Raw genomic sequence first — 19,188 nt, forward strand, 5'->3', positions numbered from 1 at the left:
TGGATAAAACTATCAATCTAACGGATAGTGCGCAACCAATAGAAATTCGGTATAATAGCTTTCGTAAGGAAGTGAGCAGATGATTCTATCGAAAAAAAGATGGCAGGTGGAGCGTCCTGACGCAACACTTGTACAAGCATTACAAAATGACTTACAACTTTCTGCGATTGCAGCAAAAATTTTAGCAGCACGAGGCTGCGAAACAACGGCTGAGGCAGAAAGCTTATTAAATATGACTGAGGCAAATATCCATGACCCATTTCTTATGCATGGTATGGCTGAAGCGGTAGCACGAATTGAACAAGCACTAGAAAATGGTGAGAAAATTTTAGTGTATGGTGATTATGATGCGGATGGTGTGACAAGCACAACCGTTATGTTACATGTTTTACTAGATCTTGGAGCAGACGTCTCCTTTAAAATTCCGAATCGTTTTATCCATGGCTATGGTCCGCATGAAGCCCTATTTCGGGAGGCCTATGAAGATGGTGTACAGTTAATCATTACAGTGGATAATGGTATATCTGGTATTGAGCCTATTCGAGTAGCAAAGGAGCTTGGTATGGATGTCATTGTGACAGATCACCATGAACCAGGTGAGGAGCTACCACCAGCAGATATTATTCTTCATCCCCGAATACCAGAAGGGCAATATCCATTTGGCGAGCTAGCAGGAGTAGGGGTAGCCTTTAAGCTGGCACATGCTCTTTATGGTGAACTACCAAGCCATCTAATAGAATTTGTGGCGATTGGCACTGTAGCAGATTTAGTTCCGTTGGTGGATGAAAATCGCTATCTCGTGAAGAGGGGCATACAAGAAATGCGTCGTTCCCTTAGTCCATGGGTACAAGCGATGTGTGACATAGCCAGTACAGAGCAGACGAAAATTACAGAAGAAACGATTGGCTTTTATTTTGGTCCACGATTGAATGCTGTTGGTCGTCTAGGTGAAGCAGCTCCTGGTGTTGAATTATTAATGGCGGAGGATAATGCTAAAGCAACCGCATTGGCAAAAAAGCTAAATGCCTGCAATACCGAGCGCAAAGATATTGTGAAAAGTATTACAGATGAAGCCATCGCACTGATTGAAGCAGATGAAAAAATCGGCAATTCCTTAGTTCTTGTTGTTGCTGGCGAGGGCTGGAACGCAGGTGTTGTAGGAATTGTAGCCTCACGTCTCGTTGAACTGTATTACCGTCCAACGATTGTGCTGTCACTCGATCCAGAAAAGGGCATAGCAAAAGGTTCTGCTCGAAGTATTGAAGGTTTTCATCTATATAATGAACTAGCTAAAAATCGAGATATTTTACCACATTTTGGTGGACATCCTATGGCTGCAGGTATGACCTTATCATTAGAGCATGTGGATGAACTACGTACTCGCTTAGATGCTCAGGCAAGAGCCTGTTTAACAGAGGAGCAATTAACACCTGTAGTGCATATTGATATACCGCTCAGCATAGATGAAATTTCAGCGGATGCTATTGAGGAAATTTCAACACTAGGACCATTTGGCACAGATTTCCCTAAGCCTGTGTATGTGCTGGAGGATGTAGAAATCGCCTCCATGCGTAAAATTGGAGCGGGCGAGAATCATATTAAAATGGAAATAACAAACGGCTATGATAAATTGGATAGTGTTGGTTTTAACAAAGGGCATTTACATGATGAATTAACGTATGGCATCAAAGTTTCCTTTATAGGCGATTTGCAAATTAACGAATGGCAGGGGCGTAAAAAAGCCCAATTTATGATCGAGGATGTCCAAACTACAGAATGGCAGTTATTTGATATTCGTGGTATCCGTCAAACAGCTCGATGGCTGAATACCGTACCGAAGGACGTGGCCCGGTTTATCGCCTTTCGTCCAGAAACGATGACCTATTATCAATCATTAATAGGTGCATCTATTACACTGGTTGACCCAGCCCTTTCAAATATTGAACAAAGTGATTACATCGTGCTCTTAGACTTGCCACACAATGTTCAAAAGCTAGAGGACGTTTTACAGAAGACAGCCCCTTCACGTATTTATGCTCATTTTTATATGCCTGACTCACAATACTTCAGTGGTCTACCTACTCGTGAGCAATTTGCTTGGTATTACAAGTTCTTAAAAAATCGACCAGCCTTTCCGCTTGATATGCATATCGCAGATTTAGCGAAGCATACGGGGTGGCCATTAGATACATTAAAATTTATGACACAGGTGTTTTTTGAGCTTGGTTTTGTTAAAATGGAGAGTGGACTGACGACTGTCAACGTGAATGCGCCAAAACAAGCACTAACAGAGGCACCGTCTTACAAACAACGTTCAGAACAGATTGAAATGGAGCAAAAGCTTGTCTATGCTCCTTATATAGAATTAAAACAATGGTTTGATGAACGATTAACATAAACGGACGAATAACGTTTCGTAGAAGGAGCAAGAATATGGATTTAAAGCAATACGTTACAACGGTTGAAAACTGGCCAAAAGAAGGCATTACCTTCAGAGATATTACGACAATTATGGATAATGGACCTGCCTACAAATATGCGACAGATCAAATTGTAGAATATGCAAAAGAAGTAGGAGCAGAAATTGTAGTTGGCCCTGAGGCTCGTGGGTTTATTATCGGTTGTCCAGTAGCTTATGCACTTGAAATTGGCTTTGCACCTGTTCGTAAACCAGGTAAATTACCGCGTGAGGTGATTAGTGCGGACTATGGTCTAGAGTATGGAAAAGATACATTAACAATGCATCACGATGCAATTAAGCCTGGTCAAAAGGTGTTAATCTGTGATGATTTATTAGCAACTGGGGGAACAGTTGAAGCAACAGTGCGTTTAGTGGAACAATTAGGTGGTCAGGTAGTAGGCTGTGCATTCCTAATTGAACTTTTAGAATTAAATGGTCGAGACAAGCTTGGCGATTTAAATATTAAAACACTTATTCAATATTAAGAGCATTGCAAAAGCGCCCTACAATGAGGGCGCTTTTTATACTTCATCATAGGATTGAATGATTTGTTGCATTGTTCGCAAGGTATCATAGAAATCTGCGTATTTCTCCATTCCAATGTCCTCAATGATTCTATCTTGAATTCCTTGCCAAATAGGTGCTGCTTCATGCAGTTTTTCTAATCCTTTTTCAGTAAGTGTAATTTTTTTGGTACGAGCATCATTTGTATCTCGTCTTAATTCAACATAGCCATGTTGCTTTAATAGATTAATATTACGTGTTACAGTGGTTTGATCCAGCTGTAAAATTTCACCTAAACGGCTGATTGAGACAGCTTGTTGAAGGTCGATATGTGCAAGCATTGAATATTGTGTAACCTTTAAACCAGTAGGCTGTAGCAGCTTATCATATAATTGTGTGACGACCCTTGTTTTTTTTCTAAGGTTTGCACAAACACAAATTTGTGTATAATCAATATTTTTAAGTTGATTCTTCATCGACAGTACTCCTTTAAGGGGATTCTACTAATTATCAGTATACACCCAATAACTAGAAATTCCTTCTTGACAGCTTTATGAACGATTACTATGATTATACATGTATATACATATAAATGAAATAAGCAGACTTAAACATGTATATACATGTTTTGTAGTCTATCAAAGAAAAGAAGGTGTTGAGGTGAAGCGTGTTCATTATAGTTGGTTTATTTTAATCGTCACATTTTTCTCGATAATTGTCGCAGGGATTACAATGTCATCATCTGGCGTGTTTATCGATCCTCTTGAAAAAGAATTTCACTGGGATCGTTCAACCATTGCTTTAGCTTTTGCTGTAAGTTTGTTTTTATATGGCATATCTGGTCCATTTATGGCTGCATTGCTTGAAGTCATTGGCCTAAAGAAAATGATGCTAGGTGCCATGGCAACTTTAGTATTAGGAATGACTTTAACATTTTTGATGAATCAATCCTGGCAGCTAATCGTTATTTGGGGTGGAATTATTGGTCTTGGTGCGAGTCTTTTTTTAACTGTCCTTAGTCCATATGTGGCGAATCATTGGTTTGTAAAGCGCAGAGGGTTAGCGGTTGGTATTTTAACGGCAAGTACAGCTACAGGCCAGTTAATTTTATTACCAGTTCTAGCTATCATTATTGAACACTATTCTTGGCGATGGGCTATCACATTAATGCTACTCCTTAGTATTATAATGTTTTTCATGATTGCGCTTTTTATAAAAAATAGACCCCAGGATATGGGGTTAACTCCTTATGGACAAGAGGAGGCTATAGAGGAACAACAAATACAACAAAAGAAGAATCCAATAGCTATGGCTTTTAAAGGTTTATATGAGGCGATTAAGGTTAAAGCATTTTGGCTCTTAGCAGGCAGCTTTTTTATTTGTGGGCTATCGACAAGCGGATTAATTGGTACTCATTTTGTTTCTTATTGTATTAGCTTTGGCGTTCCTTTAGTCACAGCAGCATCATTTCTTTCTTTTATGGGCATTTTTAATTTATTAGGCACGACTGCCTCTGGGTGGTTATCTGATCGCTTCGATAATCGATGGTTATTGTTTTGGTATTACCTGTTAAGAGGCGCATCTCTTTTATTGCTTCCTTACGCACTCGCACAAGGATCATTTGTTTTATTAACGATTTTCACCATCTTTTACGGACTAGATTGGATTGCTACAGTGCCACCAACTATCAGTATGACGCGACAAATTTTTGGTATGCAAAAAAGCAGTATTATCTACGGCTGGATATTTGCCTCACATCAAGCAGGAGCGGCGGTTGCTGCGTATGGTGGAGGGCTAATTTATAAATTTTTTAATTCCTATACATGGGCATTTTTCCTTGCAGGAATGTTTTGTGCAATGGCCAGTTTATTCGTCATCATTGTTAAAAAACAAACACCTCAGCAAACATAAACAAAAAAAGTTGAGCCTCAGTAAGATGAGGTTCAACTTTTTTAATAAAGAATCTTTTGACATAATGTAAACAAAAGTTTATAATATAAACAAATATAATAAAAGGTGATGCTATGAATGAAAGAGAACAGGCGGTGCTTGCTTTAATTCGCCAGAATCCGTTTATGTCTCAGCAAGAAATGGCAGATGCAATGAATCTGTCGCGTCCCGTGCTTGCTAATTTAGTGTCTAGTTTAACGAAGCAAGGAAAAATTGTAGGTCGTGCTTATATATTACCCGAGGAAAATGAAATTATTTGCATCGGTGGAGCTAATTTAGACCGCAAATTCCATGTTAAGGGCAATGTTCAATTTGGAACATCTAACCCTGCCAGTTCTTCTTTTAGCGTAGGTGGCGTTGGTCGAAATATTGCTGAAAACTTAGGCAGATTAAATCATCAAGTGACGTTACTAACAACGGCAGGTAAGGATGCTGATTGGCAAGTGATCCAAGAGGCTTCGGAATCCTTTATGAATCTACGTTATGTAGAGCAGCTTGCAGAGGCTTCTACAGGTTCTTATACTGCCATCATGGATGAACAAGGAGAGCTAGCACTAGCTGTAGCAAATATGGAGGTTTATGACCTTCTGTTACCTAGCTTGTTGAAAAAACATGAAACGATGCTTGTAAACGCAGGCTGTTTTATTTTGGATTTAAACTGTCCAAAAGAAACAGTGGCGTATATCCAGCAAGTAGCCATTGCTCGTGATATTCCACTCGTCATTGTGCCAGTATCTTCGCCAAAAATGAATCGACTACCTGAAACATTACAAGGCGTAACTTGGTTTATTTGTAACACAGATGAAGCGGAAACAATTGTTGGACATAAAATTGAAAACGCTACCCATTATGAAAAAGCATTACAACAGCTCCTACAACTAGGTGCGGAGCATGTCATTATCACAGCTGGCAGCAAGGGTGTTTATGCAGCATCTGCAACGATTGCACCTCGTCATGTTGCCGCTAAAGTGATTGACAAAATTGAAGATGTGACAGGAGCAGGAGATGCCTTTGTCAGCGCTGTCATTCACAGTTGGCTGACGGGACAATCTTTTGAGACATGTATTGATGCTGGATTAACCAATGCAAAAAATACATTGGCATCTCCTTATACAGTAAGACCTGAGTTATCAGTAGATTTGTTGAAACATGAAATGGAGGAATAACAACATGAAAGATTTCATCGTATTATCAGAAGAAGTAAAAGCAGGACAAGCAAAAGGTCTACCAATCGTTGCATTAGAATCAACAATTATTTCACACGGTATGCCATATCCACAAAACGTGCAAACTGCGCTTGAAGTTGAGCAAATTATTCGCGATAATGGTGCAGTCCCTGCGACAATTGCATTAATTGATGGGAAAATTAAAATTGGTCTATCAGATGAAGAGCTAGAAATGTTCGGTAATGCTCAAGGTGTTGCGAAAGCTTCACGTCGTGACTTAGGCTACTTATTAGCAACGAAAAAATTAGGAGCTACAACAGTTGCAGCGACAATGATCTGTGCAGAGCTTGCAGGTATTGAAATCTTTGTTACAGGTGGTATTGGTGGTGTACACCGCGGTGCAGAAACAACAATGGATGTCTCTGCTGACCTAGAAGAATTAGCTCAAACAAATGTTGCCGTTATCTGTGCAGGTGCAAAATCTATTTTAGACATCGGTCTTACATTAGAATATCTTGAAACAAAAGGTGTGCCAGTGGTTGGTTATGGTACGGATGAATTACCAGCGTTCTACACACGTCAAAGTGGATTCGATGTAAACTTCCAGTTAGATACGCCGGAAGAAATTGCAGCAATGCTATCTGCGAAATGGCAATTAGGCTTAAAAGGTGGCGCTGTCATTGCAAATCCAATTCCTGAGGCGGAAGCATTAGAGCATGCATTTATTACAAACATTATTGAAAAAGCTTTAGTTGAAGCTGAAGAGAATGGCATTCAAGGTAAAAACGTTACACCATTCTTACTTGGCAAAGTTAAAGAATTAACAGAAGGTAAAAGTCTTGATGCCAACATTGCATTAGTGAAAAACAATGCAGTTGTCGGCGCGAAAATTGCTGTAGCTTACAATCAATTACACTAATCCATTTGTCGAAACAAGGACTCTTTGTGACGTGAAGTCGCAAAGGGTCTTTTTTATTAAAAAGAAGGATATTTTTTCCGTTTTTCGATCTGTTCACGAGATTAACTAAACTAAATGATACAGTCTCTTTACAATAGGCCACAATATTTTATACAATTAAGTTTATATCTAATCTGAAAAATTTGACGAGCAAGGTGGACATGTTATGGCGAAAGAGCAAATTTTGACTCCTGAGGACGTTTTTGAGTTAGTCAAATCCTACATGAATGATGAAAATGTCGCATTCGTGAAAAAAGCATATGAATTAGCAAGGGATGCCCATATTGAGCAATTCCGTAGCTCTGGTGAACCGTATATTATTCACCCAGTACAAGTAGCAGGTATTCTAGCTGAATTACAAATGGACCCGGAAACTGTAGCAGCAGGTTTTTTACATGATGTTGTCGAAGATACGGATTTTACGCGGGATGATTTGGTACGTGAATTTGGCGAAGAGGTAGCCGTGCTTGTTGATGGTGTTACCAAACTAGGGAAAATTAAATATTTATCAAAAGAGGCGCAGCAGGCAGAAAATCATCGAAAAATGTTTGTGGCTATGGCGCAAGATATCCGTGTTATTCTCATTAAGCTAGCAGACCGTCTTCATAATATGCGTACGTTAAAGCATTTACCTGCTGAGAAGCAACGACGCATTTCGAAAGAGACGCTCGAGATTTTTGCACCACTTGCTCATCGTCTTGGAATTTCGACTGTAAAATGGGAGCTTGAAGATACAGCACTGCGCTATTTAAACCCACAACAATATTATCGTATTGTCAGTCTGATGAAGAAAAAACGTGATGAACGTGAAGCTTATTTAGAAAATGTGATGGCTGAGATGAAATCACAACTGAATGAGGTTGAAATTGACGCAGATGTCTATGGTCGACCAAAGCATATTTACAGTATCTATCGAAAAATGGTGTTACAAAAGAAACAGTTTAATGAAATTTATGATTTATTAGCCATTCGTGTTCTTGTCGATAGTATTAAAGATTGCTATGCCGTATTAGGAATCGTGCATACACTATGGAAACCAATGCCAGGACGCTTTAAAGACTATATTGCTATGCCAAAACAAAACCTGTACCAGTCTCTACATACGACTGTTATTGGGCCTTATGGTGACCCGTTGGAGGTACAGATTCGTACAAAGGAAATGCACAAAATTGCAGAGTACGGGATTGCGGCGCACTGGGCGTATAAAGAAGGCAAAAACGTCGATCATCAAAAGCAGAATGTCGATCAAAAATTAACGTGGTTCCGTGAAATTTTAGAGTTCCAAAATGAATCTTCCAACGCAGAGGAATTTATGGAATCCTTAAAATTTGATTTATTCTCTGATATGGTTTATGTCTTTACACCTGAAGGCGATGTCATTGAACTGCCAGCAGGTTCTGTTCCTATTGATTTTGCCTATCGCGTTCATTCCGAAGTGGGAAATCGTACGATTGGAGCGAAAATTAATGGGAAGATGGTACCGCTTGATACGCCATTAAAAACGGGTGATATCATTGAAATTTTAACTTCGAAACAATCCTTTGGTCCGAGTCGCGATTGGCTAAAAATAGCTCAATCCTCGCAGGCGAAGAATAAGATAAAGCAATTCTTTAAACGACACCTGCGTGAAGAAAATATTGTCAAAGGTAAAGAAATGATTGAAAAAGAAATCCGTGCTCAGGATTTCGATTTAAAGGAAACGCTGTCCTCTGAAAACCTAAAACGGGTATGCGACAAATTTAACTATACGAATGAAGAAGATTTGTATGCGGCAGTTGGTGTGAATGGGATTACTGCACAGCAGGTTGTGAATCGTTTAGCTGAAAAACGTCGTAAAGAACGTGAGCAGGAAGAAGCACTAGAAAAAATCGAACAAAAAATGAAAAATCCAATTCCACAAAAACGTACGGAATCGGGCGTTATTGTAAAGGGTATTGATAATATGCTCATTCGACTTTCTCGCTGCTGTACGCCCGTTCCTGGCGATGATATTGTAGGCTTTATTACGAAGGGTAGAGGTGTTTCTGTCCATCGTGAGGACTGTCCAAATATTCAAATTGAGGATGAGCAGGAACGCTTAATTGAAGTGGAATGGGAGCATGGTGTCATTCCTGAGAAAAAGGAATACCCTGTTGATATTGAAGTTTCAGCCTTTGACAGACCTGGCATTTTAAATGAAATCATGCAAATTGTTAGTGAAACGAAAACAAATATTTTAGCAGTAAGTGGTCGTGCTGACCGTGATAAAATGGCAACAATTCATTTAACAATTTCTATTTCAAATATTTCACATTTGCATAAAGTTGTTGAGCGAATTAAACAAACACCTGATATTTATTCGGTACAGCGTGTCATTAACTAATTGATAGGCAATATAGAATTGGGGTTTAGTACATGAAAGTAGTATTACAGCGCAGTAAAGCTGCCTCTGTAACAGTGGACGGAACGGTTACAGGAGCAATTGATTATGGCTATGTTCTTTTAGTGGGAATCACACATGAAGACACACAAGAGGATGTTGCCTATTTAGCAAAAAAAGTAGCTAACTTACGTCTTTGGGAAGATGCAGATGGAAAAATGAATCATTCGATCTTAGAGCATGGGGGCGCTATTTTATCCGTCTCACAATTTACTTTGTATGGGGATGCAAAAAAAGGGAATCGTCCAAGTTTTATCAACGCAGCTAGACCAGAAGCAGCTGAGCCACTGTGGGAGGCTTTTAATCAGGCATTACGCGAGCATGGCTTACATGTGGAAACAGGTATTTTTGGTGCAATGATGGATGTAGCACTAATTAATGATGGTCCAGTCACAATTCTTCTAGAGTCAAAATAATGGAACATTTCCTATAATTCCTTCATATACTAAAGAGTATGGTTAGTTTTATAGGAAGGAGTGTCTTAAACATGACGCAGACGAGAAGTATAACCAATCCATATTTATACGAAACTCTTAGCATGATGATTGGTCAGGCAGTAGTGGTGCAAACAGCAAAAAATATTCAACAAGGTATTTTATTATCCATACTACCTGACCATATGGTTCTTGAGATGAATCGTACGCCTTTCTTCATTCGAATGGAGGAAATTGTATGGGTTACATTGGAAACTACAAAAAAATGAAAAAATATGAGCCTTCAAATCATAATAAATGATAGAAGGTTCTTTTTCTTTTTTTATCTGTTTATTGCAAATAGTAATCTCATAATAGTAAATGTAGTTCCAGAAACTAAAAATTATCAAACAGTTGAATATTATTTTCTAAAAATAATAAATCATTTGATTCCTCATGGATAGCTAACCTCCAATTTTTTCATCCTACATACAACCTTTGATGCCTTTCATGATTGATTTTTCTCATGAAGTTCATGGTTGAAAAATCGAAGGACAATCATATCAACTCTATCTTCTCCAACACCACTGCACATTGCTTCTGTCTTAATAAGAAACAATTTGTGTCATCGAGATATAATTATTATTTTAGAAAACAAAATATGACGATGGAAATGCACATTAGTATTCGATTATGTGTATATAACTTTCTGTGTTTGTAGGAGAGGAATAAGAGGTTTAATAAGGAACGGCAGCGTGTGCTTTCTGAAATAATAGAAAATTAATACTTTACAATAAATTTAAACTCATGTATATTTATTTTCAATTAGCGACAAATAGCGACAATATACTGCTAATGTCTAAATCAGAAAAAGGAGCGTGATTTAATGGAAAATGAGCAGGGGGTAAAGAAGAAAAGCTGGTTGAAAGTACCTCATACATATACGATTATTTTTGCTATTATTTTTTTAGCAGGTATTGCAAGCTATATCATACCAGCGGGTGAGTTTGAACGTGTAGAGGATGAAGAAGGGCGAATGCTCGTTGTAGATGGAAGCTATCATCATATTGAGAGTGAACCAGTTTCCTTTTTTGAAATGTTTACAGCGATTCCAATGGGTCTCGAAAAAGGGGCTCAAATTATTTTCTACATTTTTTTAGTCAGTGGTGTTTTTGGTATTATTCGTTCTACAGGTGCTATTGAGGCAGGTGTCTATAAAGGAGTAAAAGCTTTAGAGGGCAGAGAGAAATTACTGATTCCTTTATCGATGATTTTATTCTCTGTTGGTGGTTTTACAATGGGGATGGCGGAAGAAACAATTATTTTCGTACCGATTGGTGTGGCCATTGCACGTGCGATGGGCTTTGATGCTGTAACAGGAACAGCTATGATTACACTTGGTGCCGCCAGTGGATTTTTCGGAGGAATGCTTAATCCCTTTACGGTAGGTGTTGCACAATCATTAGCTGATGTACCATTATTCTCAGGGATTGGCTTCCGTGCTGTTGTCTATGTTTTTGTGTTGGGTTTTGCTATTTTCTATGTATCTCGCTATGCTTTTAAGGTGAAAAAGAACCCACAGGCAAGTGTCATTTATGATATTGAGCAAAAAGCTAAATCCAATGTTTCTGCGATTGACATTCCTACATTAACTGGAAAGCATAAATTTGTATTTATTGTTATGGCTTGTGGAATTGGCTTTAATATTTATGGTGTCTTTAATTGGGGCTGGTTCTTAACACAGCTAACGGCATCCTTTTTAATTATGGGATTAGTTGCAGGATTAATTGGTGGTTTAAAACCTGCTACTATCTTTGATTCCTTTATTGAGGGAGCCAAGGCTGTAACATTTGGTGCTTTAATTGTAGGTTTTGCCCGTGCTATTACGGTTGTTTTAGAGCAGGGGAAAATTATTGATACAATCGTTTATGCAGCCTCAGAAACAATTGGACATTTGCCACATGCTATTAGTGCAATCGGTATGTTATTTATCCAAGCTCTTTTAAATTTATTTATTTCATCTGGTAGTGGACAGGCAGCAGCAACAATGCCAATTATGATTCCAATCACTGATTTATTAGGATTAGAGCGACAAGTGGCTGTTTTAGCCTTCCAATATGGAGATTCCTTAACGAACTCTATTATTCCTACCTCGTCTGCATTAATGGCGTATTTAGCTGTTGCAGGTATCCCTTATGAAAAGTGGATTAAGTTTATCTGGAAGATGATTCTTGGGTGGGCAGTGATTGCCTGTCTGGCGCTAATTGCTGCGGTAGCATTAGGAATATCTTAAATATGAAAAAGCTGTGGATGTTATCATCCACAGCTTTTTTTGCTTATTCATCTTGTTCATTAAAGTAGTTGAGAATTCCCTGATAAATACCAAGAGTCGCTTGTTCACGGAATTTAGCTGTTGTAATAACGCGCTCCTCACTTGAATTACTTAAAAAGCCTAACTCAATAAGGACGGCCTTTTGACGATTTTCTCGTAATACTAAATAATTCCCTTGTTGTGTACCACGGTCTCTTAAATCTAGTTTACTGGAAAGGCCGTCATGAATTGCTTCAGCAAGCCCTTTTTGATTGCTATTCATATAATAGGACGTGAAGCCGTTAATGGAGCTATCATCTGTTGCATCGTAATGAAGGCTAATAAAGGCATCTGCCTCATATTGATGGGCAATCGATACACGCTTACGCAATGCCACATATTCATCCGATTCTCTTGTCATGACAACGTTTGCGCCAGCAGCACTTAGCTTGGAAGCTAGCAAAGTGGCCGTTTTTAAAGTAATGCCCTTTTCCTCAGTACCACGTTGACCAGTTGTACCATGGTCATTTCCACCATGACCAGCATCAACAACGATCGTTAATCCACTTAAAGTACCTTTTTTACGGGGTTCTTCTATTTCTTTCTGTGGATTTGTCGCTTTATTGGAACTTGTTGTGACCACCCAGTTCGCGACAAAGGCTGTTTTTTCGTCGTCTATTTGTATTTCATAAAAATCATTTTTAACGCCTACTATCGGGTAATTCCCACCAGCATCTACACGTTCAACCACCTCTGCTGCTGTTGAGGCATCCGTTCGTAGGTTTGTCCCATTATAGATAATCGTAACAGACTCTAACTCTTTGGAAGATGATGTTTTTGAGGTACTTTTTACTTTATTGGAGAATGTACCATAAAAACTATAGACCCAACCAACTTTTTTATCATTGTACTGAATTTGTACCCAATTATGCTCATGTGCGAGTACTTTAAAGGCTTGTCCTTTTGTTGCGGTGCCGATTTTTTTAGCGTTCAAATCTGGCTTCTTACGAACATTAAGGGTGTCCACTAAAATGGTGAAGGTTGCATCTTTATTAGCGGATGCCGTGGTTGTAGTAGTTACTTCTACAGCATCTTCCTTGGGTTCCGTTTCTTTTTTAGGGTTATCGTTGATCGTGACATAATCCTTCGACACCCATCCTGTTAGTCCATTCCAATCGATTTTTGCCCATTCTCCATTTTCTTCAACGAGGTTTGCTTGGTTACCTGTAGAAAGTTGACCAAGAACAGCTGAAGAGATATCTGGTTCTGTTCGAATATTTAAACGGTCAACTTGTGAAATGACGGTTTTGTCGATCACTTGTTTAGCATTAGTAGGTGCTGTCAGCCAAGAGGCAACCCATCCTTCGTAATTACCTGCTTTGACTTGGTACCAATCACCTTCTCGACCGATTGAGGTTAAAGGGTCACCTTCTTCTAAAGTCGTAATAATGGGATAAGACAATCCAGGACCCTCACGCAAATGAAGAATCGTTCCAGCGACTTTTAGATCACTGGTGTCAGCGGAAGCTCTTTGAACAAAGTTCTTATTTGGAATCGCCATCGTTACCATTAGTACGAAGATGATTATACTATGTAAAATTTTTGTCCTCATCAGATTCCTCCTATTCCTTGTGCTATTTTACCATGCTTTTATCATAAAATTCGTGGTAAAATGGTAACAGAATTAGTTATTTTCAAGATAGACGGGTGAAAAATACAAAAATAGTTGACATTGCTTTGGCTAGTGACTAACATAAAGGGTAATCGAAAAATGATTAATCGCTTATGACCAAGCAAGTAGCGTATACCACTATTGGAAAAGAGAGGGAAAGACTTAGGCTGCAATCTTTCCTACAAAAATGTATCACGTGAATAACACTTGAGAGGCTTTTTTCTGAAAAGCAGTGCCTAGTAGGAAAAAACGGAATCGGCCGTTATCCGATTAAGAGGAGGACACATGTAATTATTTTGTGTCAACTAGGGTGGAACCGCGGAAGCTTATACAGCTCTCGTCCCTTGCATTAGCAAGGTGACGAGGGCTTTTTTTGTTGCCCAAAAAGTAATGAGTTTTTTCGAGGGATTGCTGTTTTTGCTAAGAGAAGAGGGGAAGGCGCTCCAACTAGTGTGAAAAGCGCTCATCAGAGGTTGTAACCCGCTCAGAACGGACAGAAATCCGCTCAATCAAAGCATGCATTCGCTCAAAGTGGTACAACAGCTGCTCTATCATAAGCAATCAATATAGGAGGGAATTACATGAGTTTTAAAGTGCCACGAGGGACACAAGATATTTTGCCAGGTCAATCTGAAAAATGGCAAAAGGTTGAAGCGATTATTCGTGATATTTGTCGTGTTTATCGCTATAACGAAATTCGCACACCAATTTTCGAGCAAACGGATCTATTTGCACGTGGGGTTGGGGAAACAACTGATGTTGTACAAAAGGAAATGTATACATTTGAAGATCGTGGAGGGCGTTCATTAACACTACGTCCAGAAAATACGGCTGGTGTCGTACGTGCCTATGTGGAGCATAAAATGTTTGGTGCTCCAGATCAGCCAGTTAAGCTTTCTTACTTAGGACCAATGTTCCGCTATGAGCGTCAACAAGCGGGTCGTTATCGTCAATTTGTACAGTTTGGAGTAGAAGCAATTGGTTCAGCAGATCCTGCGATTGATGCAGAAGTCATTGCTCTTGCTATGGACGTCTATGAATCAGCTGGTTTAAAGGATTTAAAATTAGTGATTAATTCACTTGGCGACAAAGAAACACGTGATACACATCGTACTGCTTTATTACAGCATTTTGAGCCACATATTCATGAGTTTTGCTCAGACTGTCAAAATCGTTTGCAAAAAAATCCATTGCGCATTTTAGATTGTAAGGTAGATCGTGAGCATCCGTTAATGCAAACGGCTCCAGCGTTAACTGATTTCTTAACAGAAGAATCAGCTGCTTATTTTGCTCAAGTGAAATCGTACTTAGATACATTGGGTATTTCATACGAGGTTGATCCAAATCTCGTGCGAGGACTTGATTATTATAATCACACAACATTTGAAATTATGTCCACAGCATCAGGCTTTGGAGCGATTACAACACTATGTGGTGGTGGACGCTACAATGGATTAGTGCAAGAAATTGGCGGTCCTGATGTACCAGGTATAGGTTTTGCATTAAGTATTGAGCGATTGTTGCTGGCACTTGAAGCAGAGGGTGTTGAATTAGACACAGCTTCAGGGCTAGATGTTTACATTATTGCAATGGGCGATGAGGCGAAGCAAAAGGCTGTTGAGCTGACAAGCACTTTCCGAGCGAAGGGACTTGCGACAGAGATGGATTATTTAGACCGTAAAATGAAGGCTCAAATGAAATCAGCGGATCGTCTAGGTGCAAAATATACCCTTGTTCTTGGTGAAACGGAACTTGAAGAGCAGGCAGCAGCTGTCAAACATATGGAATCTGGGGAGCAGCACAAAGTGGCATTCTCAGAGCTAGTGAACTATTTAACACAACAGGCATAAATCAGACAGAGGGCATTCCTAGTGAAATGCTACATAAATTGAAGATATTTTGGAGGAATTTAACAATGGCTACAAGAACACATGCGAGTAACGAGCTTTCAGAAGCGTTACAAGGCGAAAAAGTCGTATTAAAAGGTTGGGTACAGCGTCGTCGTGACCTTGGTGGTTTAATTTTCATTGATTTGCGTGACCGTACAGGTATTACGCAAGTTGTTTTTAGTCCAGACGTTGCAGAAGCACATGCATTAGCGGATAAAGTGCGTAGTGAATATGTGATCGAAGTGGAAGGCACTGTCATCCTTCGTACAGAAGATCAAATCAATCCAAATGTGCCAAACGGTAAAATCGAAGTGGAAGCAACAAAATTAGTGGTGATTAATACAGCAAAAACAACACCATTCCAAATCGAAGATCGCACGGACGTATCAGAAGATTTACGTTTAAAATATCGTTATCTAGACTTACGCCGTCCCGTAATGTTCGATACATTCAAAATGCGTTCTGATGTCACACGTACAATTCGTAACTTCCTACAAAATGAAGGATTCTTAGAAGTTGAAACACCAATTTTAACAAAATCAACGCCAGAGGGTGCTCGTGACTATTTAGTCCCTTCACGTGTTCATGAAGGTGAATTTTACGCTTTACCACAGTCACCTCAATTATTTAAACAATTATTAATGGTTGCTGGTTTTGAGAAGTACTTCCAAATTGCGCGTTGCTTCCGTGACGAAGACTTACGTGCTGACCGTCAACCAGAGTTTACACAGGTGGATATTGAAACGAGCTTCTTAACACAAGAAGAAGTATTAGAAATGAACGAGCGCTTGATTCAAGCGGTTATGAAAGAAGTAAAAGGAATCGACATTCCTGCACCGTTCCAGCGCATGAAATACCAAGAAGCGATGGATCGTTATGGTTCAGATAAGCCAGATGTACGTTTTGGATTAGAGCTAGTGGCGTTAAATGATATTTTTGAAGGCTGTAACTTCAAAGTATTTGCGGATACGGTTGCACAAGGAAAACAAGTGAAAAGTATCAATATTAAAGGTGCAGCTGACAAATATTCTCGTAAAGACATGGACGAGTTAACAAAATTCGTTGGGATTTATGGAGCAAAAGGTCTTGCTTGGTTAAAGGTAACAGAAGAAGGCTTAAATGGTCCTATCGCTAAATTCTTTGATGAAGCATTAGCTGCAGCCTTAATCGAGCGTATGGGAGCGGAAGTTGGCGATATTCTAGTATTTGTAGCAGATAAAGCCGCTGTTGTAGCAGCTTCTTTAGGTGCTCTACGTACGAAATTAGGACAAGATTTAAATCTAATCGATGAATCACAATTTGCCTTCCTATGGATTACTGACTGGCCGTTATTCGAATACTCTGAGGAAGATGGACGCTACTATGCAGCACATCATCCATTCACACGTCCGTTTGATGAAGATATAGCGTTAATGGACACAGATCCTGCAGCAGTACGTGCACAAGCATATGATATCGTTTTAAACGGCTACGAACTTGGTGGTGGTTCATTACGTATTTACGAACGTGACCTACAAGAGAAAATGTTTGAATTACTTGGCTTCTCAGAAGAAGAAGCACAAGCACAATTCGGCTTCCTATTAGAAGCGTTTGAATACGGCGTACCACCACATGCAGGTCTTGCATTTGGTCTTGATCGCTTCGTTATGCTATTAGCAGGTCGTACTAATTTACGTGATACAATTGCATTCCCGAAAACTGCTAGTGCAAGCTGTTTGATGACAGAAGCACCAAGTGAAGTATCTCCTGAGCAACTAAGTGAATTAAGCCTGGCCATCAAACCATTTAGAAAATAATGTGTAATACAAAATACCTGGAATTCCTAGCAAATACTGTTGGGAATCTAGGTATTTTTTGCGTTTTCTTAAGAAATTATAGATTATTAGAGAAAATCGTTTGAATTATCAGAAAAGTGGTGGTATGATAACTGTAATACGAATCCTGATGTGTTTGTCTAACTGCTAACTCTACTTCACAGTTTTGACCGAACATTATAGAATCGGGAGCCTTCATTTTGTAGTCGCAAACATGCCCCTAACGGAGCGGGACGTTTAAAGTTGCAAAGCGGGCACCCACCTGCGAATTGCGGGTTCAAAACGAATGTTTCTTGGCATTACGGCACAATTGGGATTCGTCCTATACATAGGATTGAAAGGAGCTTATCATAGCTCCTTTTTTATATCAAATTAAACAGGATCAAGGTTGCTAAGAACGAGTATAGAATTTTAAATAAATATTTAGAAAATACAAAAGATTACTTTTTATTTCTGATGAAGCATCATATAATTGGTATAGACAACTATACCTTTATGAAGAGGCTATCTGTTCTTAAGATTAATAATCTTCTAAGTTCTGGTTATCCTATAGGTGGATAATACTTGGATGAACTTTTTTGAAAGCGTTTTAATTATGGATGATGGAAGTAACTGTTTAAGAGAAAGTAAATTGTATCAATATTACGAGTCGATGATTTGTCAGTAGAGAACATAATGGGTACAACGATTGAACGCAGATGCTACAATGATAGAGGGGCGCTCAGTATGCCATCATTAGCATACAACAAGCAACGATGTAAATATGTCCCTTTCACACTGTCATGCAGATGTTGTTAGTGGACAATATTGAGCTTTACTTAATCAACAATGCGATATACAAAATGCGATCTGAAGAGGTAAAGTTGTATGGAGAAATCATAAAGGCGATAAGGAAGGTGCAAGAATTGTTAGAGAAAAATTCTCATATACCTATTTATATACAAATAGAAGAGATTATTAAACAACGAATTTATTTAGAAGAATACAGAATTGGTGAGACCATCCCATCAGAACGAGAACTTTCTGCACAATTTGATGTAAGTAGAATGACTGTTCGTCAATCCATTACCAATCTAGTAAATAGTGGTCTATTATATCGAGAAAAAGGGAGAGGTACATATGTTGCAAATCCAAAATTAGAGCAACCGTTAAAAGGCTTAACGAGTTTCACGGAAGATATGCGAGCAAGAGGAATGGAACCAAGCAGTAAGGTGTTACGATTTGAGAAAATCATACCACCAGTGGATATTGCAAGAGATTTAATGATAGAGCCTGGCGAAGAAGTATTTTTTGTAGTGCGTATTAGAAATGCAGATGCGCAACCAATGGCAATCGAAAGAACATATATCCCCGTTAAAATTTATCCAGAGTTGGATGAGAAGCAAATAATGGGTTCGCTTTATGCCTTAATCGAAGCAAAGTTCCATCAAAAAATTGGAAATGCAGTACAACAGATGGAGGCAGCCATCGTATCGAAAGAGGATAGTAAGTTTCTACAAATTAATCAAACAGCACCAGTTTTAATTATCAAACGTACAAGTTATTTATCAGATGGTAAGCCCTTTGAGCTTGTACGCAGTACGTATCGAGCTGATCGTTATAAATTCATAAGTGAAATTAAAAGGTGATTT

Annotated in this window: 14 protein-coding genes, 1 other RNA gene and 1 other annotated feature; of the genes, 13 read left to right on the plus strand and 2 right to left on the minus strand. The window is 38.9% G+C overall.

Going from position 1 to position 19,188, the window contains the following annotated elements; genetic code table 11:
- Positions 1-79 precede the first annotated feature (79 nt).
- Together recJ and V1L66_RS07480 are read left to right on the plus strand one after the other, a co-directional pair.
- Positions 80-2,398 (plus strand): single-stranded-DNA-specific exonuclease RecJ, encoded by a 2,319-nt coding sequence (gene recJ / locus V1L66_RS07475; protein WP_333004815.1) that lies wholly within the window; start codon positions 80-82, stop codon positions 2,396-2,398.
- A gap of 35 nt (positions 2,399-2,433) precedes the next feature.
- Positions 2,434-2,946, plus strand: coding sequence for an adenine phosphoribosyltransferase (locus tag V1L66_RS07480; protein ID WP_016991635.1), 513 nt, complete (start codon positions 2,434-2,436; stop codon positions 2,944-2,946).
- Positions 2,947-2,982: 36 nt separating this feature from the next.
- Here V1L66_RS07480 and V1L66_RS07485 read toward each other — a convergent pair whose 3' ends face one another.
- Positions 2,983-3,441, minus strand: coding sequence for a MarR family winged helix-turn-helix transcriptional regulator (locus V1L66_RS07485; RefSeq protein WP_036075828.1), 459 nt, complete (start codon positions 3,439-3,441; stop codon positions 2,983-2,985).
- Between the two features lie 184 nt (positions 3,442-3,625).
- On the opposite strand from V1L66_RS07485, the gene V1L66_RS07490 reads away from it, so the two are divergent.
- The 7 genes from V1L66_RS07490 (at position 3,626) to V1L66_RS07520 (ending at position 12,164) form a co-directional block, all read left to right on the plus strand.
- The gene (locus tag V1L66_RS07490) at positions 3,626-4,876 is read left to right on the plus strand and encodes an MFS transporter (RefSeq protein ID WP_333004814.1); all 1,251 of its coding nucleotides are present in this window, start codon (positions 3,626-3,628) and stop codon (positions 4,874-4,876) included.
- A 113-nt stretch (positions 4,877-4,989) separates the two neighbouring features.
- On the plus strand, positions 4,990-6,081 hold the full coding sequence (locus V1L66_RS07495) for a carbohydrate kinase (protein ID WP_016991634.1): 1,092 nt from the start codon (positions 4,990-4,992) through the stop codon (positions 6,079-6,081).
- A gap of 4 nt (positions 6,082-6,085) precedes the next feature.
- A complete protein-coding gene (locus V1L66_RS07500) occupies positions 6,086-7,000 on the plus strand; it encodes a pseudouridine-5'-phosphate glycosidase (RefSeq protein WP_333004813.1) in 915 nt (304 codons plus the stop codon).
- Positions 7,001-7,205: 205 nt separating this feature from the next.
- The gene (locus tag V1L66_RS07505) at positions 7,206-9,401 is read left to right on the plus strand and encodes a bifunctional (p)ppGpp synthetase/guanosine-3',5'-bis(diphosphate) 3'-pyrophosphohydrolase (RefSeq protein ID WP_016991633.1); all 2,196 of its coding nucleotides are present in this window, start codon (positions 7,206-7,208) and stop codon (positions 9,399-9,401) included.
- A 32-nt stretch (positions 9,402-9,433) separates the two neighbouring features.
- The gene (dtd, locus tag V1L66_RS07510; RefSeq protein ID WP_333004809.1) at positions 9,434-9,874 is read left to right on the plus strand and encodes a D-aminoacyl-tRNA deacylase; all 441 of its coding nucleotides are present in this window, start codon (positions 9,434-9,436) and stop codon (positions 9,872-9,874) included.
- Positions 9,875-9,945: 71 nt separating this feature from the next.
- Positions 9,946-10,161 carry a DUF2642 domain-containing protein gene (locus V1L66_RS07515; protein ID WP_016991632.1) on the plus strand — a complete coding sequence of 72 codons (216 nt, stop codon included), beginning with the start codon at positions 9,946-9,948 and terminating at the stop codon, positions 10,159-10,161.
- A gap of 596 nt (positions 10,162-10,757) precedes the next feature.
- Complete coding sequence (locus V1L66_RS07520) at positions 10,758-12,164, plus strand: YfcC family protein (RefSeq protein ID WP_036075835.1); 1,407 nt, start codon at positions 10,758-10,760, stop codon at positions 12,162-12,164.
- Between the two features lie 43 nt (positions 12,165-12,207).
- Here the strand turns inward: V1L66_RS07520 and V1L66_RS07525 are convergent, their stop codons facing one another.
- Positions 12,208-13,794, minus strand: a complete 1,587-nt coding sequence (locus tag V1L66_RS07525; protein WP_036076239.1) for an SH3 domain-containing protein — start codon at positions 13,792-13,794, stop codon at positions 12,208-12,210.
- 164 nt (positions 13,795-13,958) lie between these two features.
- Positions 13,959-14,202, plus strand: a binding site (T-box leader).
- A gap of 233 nt (positions 14,203-14,435) precedes the next feature.
- On the opposite strand from V1L66_RS07525, the gene hisS reads away from it, so the two are divergent.
- The 4 genes from hisS (at position 14,436) to V1L66_RS07545 (ending at position 19,185) form a co-directional block, all read left to right on the plus strand.
- Complete coding sequence (gene hisS, locus V1L66_RS07530) at positions 14,436-15,704, plus strand: histidine--tRNA ligase (protein WP_258859807.1); 1,269 nt, start codon at positions 14,436-14,438, stop codon at positions 15,702-15,704.
- Between the two features lie 65 nt (positions 15,705-15,769).
- Positions 15,770-17,539 carry an aspartate--tRNA ligase gene (gene aspS, locus V1L66_RS07535; protein WP_004226768.1) on the plus strand — a complete coding sequence of 590 codons (1,770 nt, stop codon included), beginning with the start codon at positions 15,770-15,772 and terminating at the stop codon, positions 17,537-17,539.
- A gap of 139 nt (positions 17,540-17,678) precedes the next feature.
- A non-coding RNA gene (gene ssrS, locus V1L66_RS07540) (6S RNA) lies at positions 17,679-17,878 on the plus strand.
- Positions 17,879-18,462: 584 nt separating this feature from the next.
- Positions 18,463-19,185 (plus strand): GntR family transcriptional regulator, encoded by a 723-nt coding sequence (locus V1L66_RS07545; protein WP_016991628.1) that lies wholly within the window; start codon positions 18,463-18,465, stop codon positions 19,183-19,185.
- Positions 19,186-19,188 lie beyond the last annotated feature (3 nt).

Source organism: Lysinibacillus sp. IITD104 (assembly GCF_036698265.2).
GTDB classification, from domain to species: Bacteria; Bacillota; Bacilli; order Bacillales_A; family Planococcaceae; genus Lysinibacillus; species Lysinibacillus boronitolerans.